The organism is Streptomyces sp. SID5785, assembly GCF_009870065.1.
Classification (GTDB): Bacteria; Actinomycetota; Actinomycetes; order Streptomycetales; family Streptomycetaceae; genus Streptomyces.
The window spans coordinates 1-7601 of sequence record NZ_WWIA01001017.1 but is presented as its reverse complement, the minus strand read 5'-3'; the positions used below and the strand labels follow the sequence as shown (position 1 = coordinate 7601).

Genomic DNA, 7601 nt, shown 5'->3' with positions numbered 1-7601 from the left:
TCGCCGACCTCGTCGACGAGGGGGCGGCCGTCGGGGTCCCAGGCCTGGAGGTCGGTGCCGAGGCCGGGTGCCTGGAGTTCGCCGAGGTGGACGGGCAGGGTGGCGACGGCGCCGGCGAAGCAGGAGCAGACGTCGGTGCCGCCGCTGACGGAGGCGATCCAGAGGTCGTCGCGGACCTCGTCGTGCAGCCAGCGGAAGCCGTCGGGGGGCAGCGGGGAGCCGGTGGTGGCGACGCACTTGACGCGGGAGAGGTCGTGGTCGCGCGCGGGGTGCACGCCGGCTTTGCGGCAGGCCATGACGTAGGCGGCGGAGGTGCCGTAGAGGGTGGCTCCGGTGCGTTCGGCGACGGCCCACTGGGCGCCGGTGTCCGGGAACCCGGGGCTGCCGTCGTAGGTGACGATCGTGGTGCCGGTGAGCAGGCCGGAGACGAGGAAGTTCCACATCATCCAGCCGGTGGAGGTGTACCAGAAGAACCGGTCGTCGGGGCCGAGGTCGCAGTGCAGGCCGAGCTGTTTGAGGTGTTCGACGAGGATGCCGCCCTGGGACTGGACGATGGCCTTGGGCAGTCCGGTGGTGCCCGAGGAGTAGAGGACCCACAGGGGGTGGTCGAAGGGCACCTCCTCGTAGACGGGCGCCACGTCGGCGGAGGTGAGGGACGACCAGTCCAGGGCGCCTTCGGGGGCGTCGGTGCCCAGGAGCGGGATGTGCACCACCGCGCGGAGGGTGGGCAGCTCGGCGCGGAGTTCGGCGACGGTGTCGCGGCGGTCGTGCTCCTTGCCGCCGTAGCGGTAGCCGTCGACGGCGAAGAGGACGACGGGTTCGACCTGCTGGAAGCGGTCGAGGACGCTGCGGGCGCCGAAGTCCGGGGCGCAGGAGGTCCACACGGCGCCGACGGCGGCGGTGGCCAGGAGGGCGACGACGGCCTCGGGGATGTTGGGCAGGTAGCCGCTGACCCGGTCTCCGGGGCGGACGCCGCGTGCGCGCAGTTCGGCGGCCAGGGAGCCGACCTGGCGGCGGAGCTCGGCCCAGCTGAGCGGGCGCGGCTCGTGGGTCTCGTCGACGTGCAGGACGGCCGGGGTGTCCGCGCGCGTGGGGTCGTCGGCGGTGCGCAGGGCGTGCTCGGCGTAGTTGAGGGTCGCTCCGGGGAACCATTCGGCGCCGGGCATGGCGCGGCTGCCCAGCACGCGCGCGTAGGGGTGTGTGAAGCGCACGTCGAACCACTCGGTGACGGCTTTCCAGAAGGTCTCCAGCTCGTCGACCGACCAGCGGTGCAGGGCCGCGTAGCCGCCGTCGGCGGGGGCGCCGTGGTGTGCGGCCGCCCAGGCCTGGAACCGGGTGACCTGTGCGTCGGCGATCTGCTGCCGTTCGGGCTGCCAGAGCGGGGTGGGGTTCGCGGTGGTCATGGGGCGGCTCCCGGGAGGTACGCGGTGTGGGCGTCTTCGGCGCGCACGGCTGGGGTGTGCGCGTGACGCGGCTGACAGGACGATGCCACGTGATCGACTTCCACACCAGGGCGTGCCCCACATAGTCCGTGTCGTGAAGATGTGGCGGCACCACGGATGAACGGCAGTTGAACGCGGCACGCGCGCGGGGCCGCCGATGGCAGGGTGAGCAGCATGAACGGTCGTGACCTGGTGCGCTCGGTGCGGGCGGCTTCTTCGGCGGGCTCGCTCCAGCGGCTGAGGGCCGTTCGGGCGTCGTGGCGCAGGCACCGCGCGGATGCGGCGGGGCTCCCCCGGCGTGGTCCGGAGCGGGCTCGGGTGCCGGGGGCGGTCGTCGGGGCGGAGCCGGAGCCGGGCGGCGGTGTGGTGCGGTTCGCGCGCGCGGAGCTGCGGATCAGGGTCGTGGTGGGCGGTGCCGTGTTCTGGGGCTGGGACGGGGCGGAACCGGAGCCGTCGTACGCGCTGGCCGGGGCGTGTCCCGAGGCGGATCCGCGGGCCTCCCTGGAGCCGGACAAGGACGGCGGCTGGCGGGTGGTGTCGGAGCGGGTGACCGTGGTCGTGTCCCGGCACGGCGCGGTCGAGGTGCGGACGCCCGGCGGGGTGCGGCTGCGGCGGGATCTGCCGCCGCGCTGGTGGGAGCCGGAGGGCGGTGGCGCCGCGCGCTGGGTGCAGCGTGCGGAGGTCGCGGCGGACGCGCGCTTCTTCGGTCTCGGCGGGCGGGCGGCGGGGCCCCGGCTGCGCGGTGGTGCGTACCGGTTGTGGAACACGGATCCGGGTGGTTCGTTCGGTCCGGGTGACGATCCGTTGTCGATCACGATTCCGGCGCAGCTGGTGGTGGCGGACGCGGGGACGCACCTCGTGTTCCACGACAGCACGTGGGACGGCGCGGTGAGTCTGCGCGAGGGCGACGAGGGCGCCGGCTCGGGGCACGACCGGCCGGGGACGTCCGAGCTGCGGATGGACGGTGGGCCGCTGCGGTGCTGGGTGGTGGTCGGTACGCCCGCGCGCGTGCTGCAGGTGTGGACGCAGCTGACGGGGGCGCCGTGCGTGCCGCCCTCGTGGGCGCTCGGGTATCAGCACGCGCGCTGGGGGTTCGGGGACGCGCAGGAGGTGCGCCGGGTCGTCGCGGGGTACCGGGAGCGCGGGCTGGCGCTGGCGGCGCTGCACCTGGACATCGATCACTATGCGGCGCACGAGGTGTTCACGGTCGACCGGCAGCGGTTTCCCCGGCTGCCGCTGCTGGCGGAGGAGTTGCGCGGGCAGGGCGTCCGGCTGGTGTCGATCGTGGATCCGGCGGTCGCTGTGCGGCGCAGCGGGGCCGTGTTCGAGGGCGGGCGGGCCGTCGACGCGTTCGTGCGGGACGCGACGGGGCGGCTGGTGCGGGGCGTCGTGTGGGCCGGGGACTCGGTGTACCCGGACTTCACCGCGGAGCGGGTGCGCGCGTGGTGGGGCGGGCTCTACGCGGAGCGGCTGGCTCAGGGGTTCGCCGGTTTCTGGCACGACATGAACGAGCCGGTGTCGTTCGCGGCCTTCGGTGAGCCGACGCTGCCCCGGTCGTCGCGGCACTCCCTGGAGGGGCGTGGCGGCGATCACCGCGAGGCGCACAACGTGTACGGGCTCTGCATGGCGCGGGCCGGCTACGAGGGGCTGCGGGAACTGCGGCCCGGGGAGCGGCCGTTCCTGTTCTCCCGGTCGGGCTGGGCCGGCATGCAGCGCTACGGGGGCACGTGGTCGGGGGACGTCGCCACGGGGTGGCCCGGGCTGCGTGCCTCGCTGTCGCTCGTGCTGGGACTCGGGCTGTGCGGGGTGCCGTACTCGGGCCCGGACGTGGGCGGTTTCGACGGTGACCCGTCGGCCGAGCTGTACCTGCGCTGGTTCCAACTGGGCGCGTACCTGCCCCTGTTCCGCACGCACGCGGCGACCTGGGCGAGCCGGCGGGAACCGTGGACCTTCGGCGACGAGACGCTCGCCCACGCGCGCGTGGCGCTCGACGAGCGGCAGCGGCTGCTGCCCTATTTCGTGACGCTCGCCCATCTCGCACGGCGGACCGGCGCCCCGTACGTGCGGCCGGTGTGGTGGGGCGCGCCCGAGGACCGGGGGCTGCGTGATGTGGAGGACGCGTTCCTGCTGGGCGACGCGCTGCTCGTGGCTCCGGTGACGGAGCCGGAGGTGCGGCGCAGAGAGGTGCGGCTGCCGCGTGGGCGCTGGTACGACACGGCGACGGGGGCCGTGTTCGAGGGGCCCGGCGTGGTGACCGTGGAGGCGCCCCTGTCGCGGATTCCGGTGCTTGCGCGCGCGGGGGCGGTGATCCCGGTGCGGGACGAGGACGGTGGCACGGTGCTCGAGGTGTGGGCTCCCGCGCGGGGGACGACGGGCGGCGGGGTGGTCGTCGCGGATGCCGGGGACGGCTGGGAGGAACCGCCGGCCGAGCGGTTCCGGACGCGGTGGAGCGAGGGGCGTGTGGTGGTCGAGGCGGACGGCGCGGAAGGGACGACGGGGGCGCTGCCGTATCCGGTGCGGGTACGCGGCGTCTGAGCGGTCCCAGGATGCCCCCGGGTCACCGGAACGGGGGCATCGCCGTCATGAAAGGCCCGGACGGTGGCGCGGGGCGCTTAGCCCTGCCGGTCGGCCGCCCACGGGTGAGCACCGCGGGGCACCGCGGGGCACCGGTGCGGGCTCCGTACGCCTGTCGGCGGCGCTTCCGGGCTGACGCACGGCGCGCTCGGGGTCATGCTGTGCAGGCGTGCTTGCACCGGGCGCCCCGGGGACGGGGCATCACCCGTGGGACGAGCATCGAAAGCACCGAGCTGCCCCGGGACGACCGGGGTCAGATGTAGCGGCCCTCGAACCAGGCCTTCACGGCGGCGGTGTGGAGCGGGAAGGCGAGTTCGGCGGGGCGGCGCAGGAGGTGCCGGCCGTCCGTCTCGTCCGTCGGGGCGGCTGGGGGGAGTTCGGCCGCGGGGCGTTCGGGCAGGAGGCCGAAGATCAGGAGGTGGCCGTCCGGGGCGCTCATGACGTCGGCGAGGCGCACCTCGCGCGCGGCGGCCCCGATGCCGGTCTCCTCGGCGAGTTCGCGGACCACGGCGTCGCGCCAGTCCTCGCGGTCGTCGACGAAGCCTCCGGGCAGGGCGACCTTCCCGCGCGCGGGCGCGATGGTGCGGGTGATCGTCACCAGGGCGGTGCCCGTCGTGTCGTAGACGGGGAGCAGGGCGATCGCCACGGGCAGCGGGTTGCGGTAGGCGACGGAGCCGCAGGCGGGGCAGGTGCGCGGCCAGCCGTGCACCTGGGGGCCGTAGGGGGCACCGCAGCCGGAACAGTGGGAGTCCGGAACCGGAGGGGTTGCGGGACGGGTCGATGCGGACACGGCGCGGACTGTATCCGATGGTGTGTGTCCGGTCTTCCCCGCGGGGGCTGCTTCCTGGTAGACGCTGGGCCATGACTCGAACCGGAACCGTCCTGCGGCGTCTTGTCGCCGTCACCGCCGCCGCGCTGCTGGGCACGGCCGTCGCGCCGTCCGCCGCGCAGGCGAAGCCCGATCCGAAGGCGCCCAGGGAGTTCGTGGCGCTGCACGATGTCGATCCGACGATCATCCAGGAGATGCGCTACGTCACGGAGCACGACTTCGTCGGGAAGCCGGTGGACGGCTACGAGAAGCCCCTGTGCATCCTGACGCGCCCCGCGGCGCAGGCGCTGCACAAGGCGCAGGCCGGGCTGCTGCGGAGGGGCTACTCCCTGAAGGTGTACGACTGTTACCGGCCCCAGCGCGCGGTGGACCACTTCGTGCGGTGGGCGCAGGATCTGGGCGACCAGCGCATGAAGCCGGAGTTCTATCCACGGGTCGACAAGACCCGGCTGTTCGAGGACGGTTACATCGCGGAGAAGTCGGGGCACAGCCGTGGTTCCACCCTCGATCTCACGCTGGTGAAGCTGCCCGCGCTGCCGACGCGCGCGTACGTGCCCGGGGAGCGGCTGACGCCCTGCTACGGGCCGCAGAAGGAGCGCTTCCCGGACAACTCCGTGGACATGGGCACCGGGTTCGACTGCTTCGACACGCTGGCGCACACCGACGATCCGCGCATCCAGGGCGTGCAGCGCGCCAACCGAGACCTGCTCCGGGACGCCCTCGTGGCGCAGGGCTTCGAGAACCTTCCGGAGGAGTGGTGGCACTACACGTTCAAGCCGGAACTGTTCCCCGACACGTACTTCGACTTCCCGGTCGCACGGAAGTCGCTGGGCGGCCGGCACTGAGGCGGCGCGGCTGACCACGTCCCGGGGCTCCGGCCCGTACCGGGTCCGGGCCCTGTGGCGGAGGGCGTGACCGGAACCACCCCCGTGGATCCCGGTCACGCCCTCCCCGATACACGGACGCCGGCCGGGACCACATGGTTCTGTCCGGAACCGTTCGGGATCGATCGCGGGTGCCGGGATCTTCCTCGGCCCCTGTCGTGGCTCGGTGGCCCGTGGCACACTTCTGACGTTCCGTCAGATTCGATGCCGGGGAACCGGGGAGGCGCTGTGGGGCGTACACGTACACCTGTCGTGGCCGGGTGGTTCACCGGGGAGGGCGACGACTTCAGGCTGCTGGGGACGCGCTGCGCCGCCTGCGCGTCGGTGTTCTTCCCGCGCGAGGACGGCTTCTGCCGCAATCCGGGCTGCGCGGGCGGGGAGCTCCTGGAGGTGCCGCTCTCGCGGCGCGGGCGGATCTGGTCGTACACGGATGCCCGGTACCGGCCGCCGGAACCCTACGTCTCCGATCCGGAACTTCCCTGGCAGCCCTGCACGTTGATCGCTGTGGAGCTCGCCGCGGAGCGGATGGTGGTGCTGGGGCAGGGTGTCGAGGGGCTGACGGTGGCCGACCTGGAGGTCGGCATGGAGGTCGAGGTCGTCCAGGGGGCGCTCGGCGAGGAGGGGGACGAGGAGAGCGGGACGGTCCGCACGACGTGGAAGTGGCGGCCGACGGGGGTGCGGGCATGAGCGGCGACGTGGCGGTGCTGGGCGCGGGCATGCACCCGTGGGGCAAGTGGGGCCGCAGCTTCGTGGAGTACGGGACAGCGGCGGCGCGGGCCGCCCTGGCCGACGCCGGGCTGGACTGGCGGGAGGTCACGTCCGTCGTCGGGGCCGACACGGTGCGCGGCGGGTATCCGGGCTATGTGGCGGGGGCGACGTTCGCGAAGGCGCTCGGCTGGCAGGGCGCGCGCGTGACGAGCGTGTACGCGGCCTGCGCCTCCGGGGCGCAGGCGGTCGGCACGGCCCGGGCGCAGATCCTGGCGGGCCTGGCGGACGTCGTGCTCGTGGTCGGCGCCGACGCCGCGCCCAAGGGCTTCTTCCGGCCCGCGGGCGGCGACCGGCCGGACGACCCGGACTGGCTGCGGTTCCGGGTGCTCGGGGCGACGAACCCGACGTACTTCGGCCTGTACGCGCGGCGCAGGATGGCCCTGCACGGCGACACGCTGGACGACTTCGCGCGCGTCAAGGTGAAGAACGCTGCGGCCGGTGCGCTGAATCCGCACGCGCGCTACCGCAAGGCCGTCACCGCCGAGGAGGTCGCCGGGTCCGGGGTGGTGGCGGACCCGCTGCGGCTGCTCGACATCTGCGCCACCTCGGACGGTGGCGCGGCGCTGGTGCTCTCCAGCATGGAGTTCGCGCGGCGGCACGGGGCGCCCGACCCGGTGCGGATCCGGGCGGTCTCCACGGTGACTCCGACGTATCCGACGACCGTGCCGGACCTCCCGGACATCGCCACCGACTCGGCGGCGGGCGTGGAGCCTTCGGCGCAGGACTTCCGCTCGTCGATCGCCCGTGCGGCCTACGAGGAGGCGGGCATCGGTCCCGGGGACCTGTCGCTCGCGGAGGTCTACGACCTGTCCACGGCGCTGGAGTTGCAGTGGTACGAGGACCTGGGGCTCTGCGGGCCCGGCGAGGGCGCCAAGCTGCTGCGGGACGGGGCGACGGCCCTCGGGGGCCGCCTCCCGGTGAACGCGAGCGGGGGGCTCGCGTCCTTCGGCGAGGCCGTGCCGGCCCAGGCGATCGCGCAGGTCTGCGAGCTGACCTGGCAGTTGCGCGGCACGGCCGGGGCACGCCAGGTGGCGGGGGCACGGGTCGGGGTGACGGCGAACCAGGGGCTGTTCGGCCACGGTTCCTCGGTGGTCGCCGTGCGGT

General features: G+C 74.1%; 6 protein-coding genes. 4 read left to right on the top strand and 2 right to left on the bottom strand.

Annotated elements, in window-relative coordinates:
• Nucleotides 1–1403, bottom strand: a 1403-nt coding sequence (locus GTW43_RS33020; RefSeq protein ID WP_161305650.1) for an acetoacetate--CoA ligase, incomplete at its 3' end; no start/stop codon positions are given.
• A gap of 213 nt (nt 1404–1616) precedes the next feature.
• On the opposite strand from GTW43_RS33020, the gene GTW43_RS33015 reads away from it, so the two are divergent.
• Nucleotides 1617–3977: a glycoside hydrolase family 31 protein gene (locus tag GTW43_RS33015; RefSeq protein WP_161305649.1), complete on the top strand. Its 2361-nt coding sequence runs from the start codon at nt 1617–1619 to the stop codon at nt 3975–3977.
• Between the two features lie 292 nt (nt 3978–4269).
• Here the strand turns inward: GTW43_RS33015 and GTW43_RS33010 are convergent, their stop codons facing one another.
• Nucleotides 4270–4806: an NUDIX domain-containing protein gene (locus GTW43_RS33010; RefSeq protein WP_161305648.1), complete on the bottom strand. Its 537-nt coding sequence runs from the start codon at nt 4804–4806 to the stop codon at nt 4270–4272.
• A 71-nt stretch (nt 4807–4877) separates the two neighbouring features.
• Here GTW43_RS33010 and GTW43_RS33005 point away from each other — a divergent pair, with 71 nt between their 5' ends.
• The 3 genes from GTW43_RS33005 to GTW43_RS32995 all read left to right on the top strand — a co-directional run.
• The gene (locus GTW43_RS33005) at nt 4878–5690 is read left to right on the top strand and encodes a M15 family metallopeptidase (protein ID WP_161305647.1); all 813 of its coding nucleotides are present in this window, start codon (nt 4878–4880) and stop codon (nt 5688–5690) included.
• Between the two features lie 267 nt (nt 5691–5957).
• The gene (locus GTW43_RS33000; RefSeq protein WP_343246188.1) at nt 5958–6416 is read left to right on the top strand and encodes a zinc ribbon domain-containing protein; all 459 of its coding nucleotides are present in this window, start codon (nt 5958–5960) and stop codon (nt 6414–6416) included.
• The coding region (locus GTW43_RS32995; protein WP_161305645.1) for a lipid-transfer protein at nt 6413–7601 on the top strand (1189 nt) is incomplete at its 3' end. The genes GTW43_RS33000 and GTW43_RS32995, both read left to right, overlap by 4 nt.

What these genes read in the sequence shown, in the direction of transcription:
- GTW43_RS33015 (WP_161305649.1), top strand. Translation starts at nt 1,617, where the DNA reads ATGAACGGTCGTGACCTGGTGCGCTCGGTGCGGGCGGCTTCTTCGGCG.
- GTW43_RS33005 (WP_161305647.1), top strand. Translation starts at nt 4,878, where the DNA reads ATGACTCGAACCGGAACCGTCCTGCGGCGTCTTGTCGCCGTCACCGCC.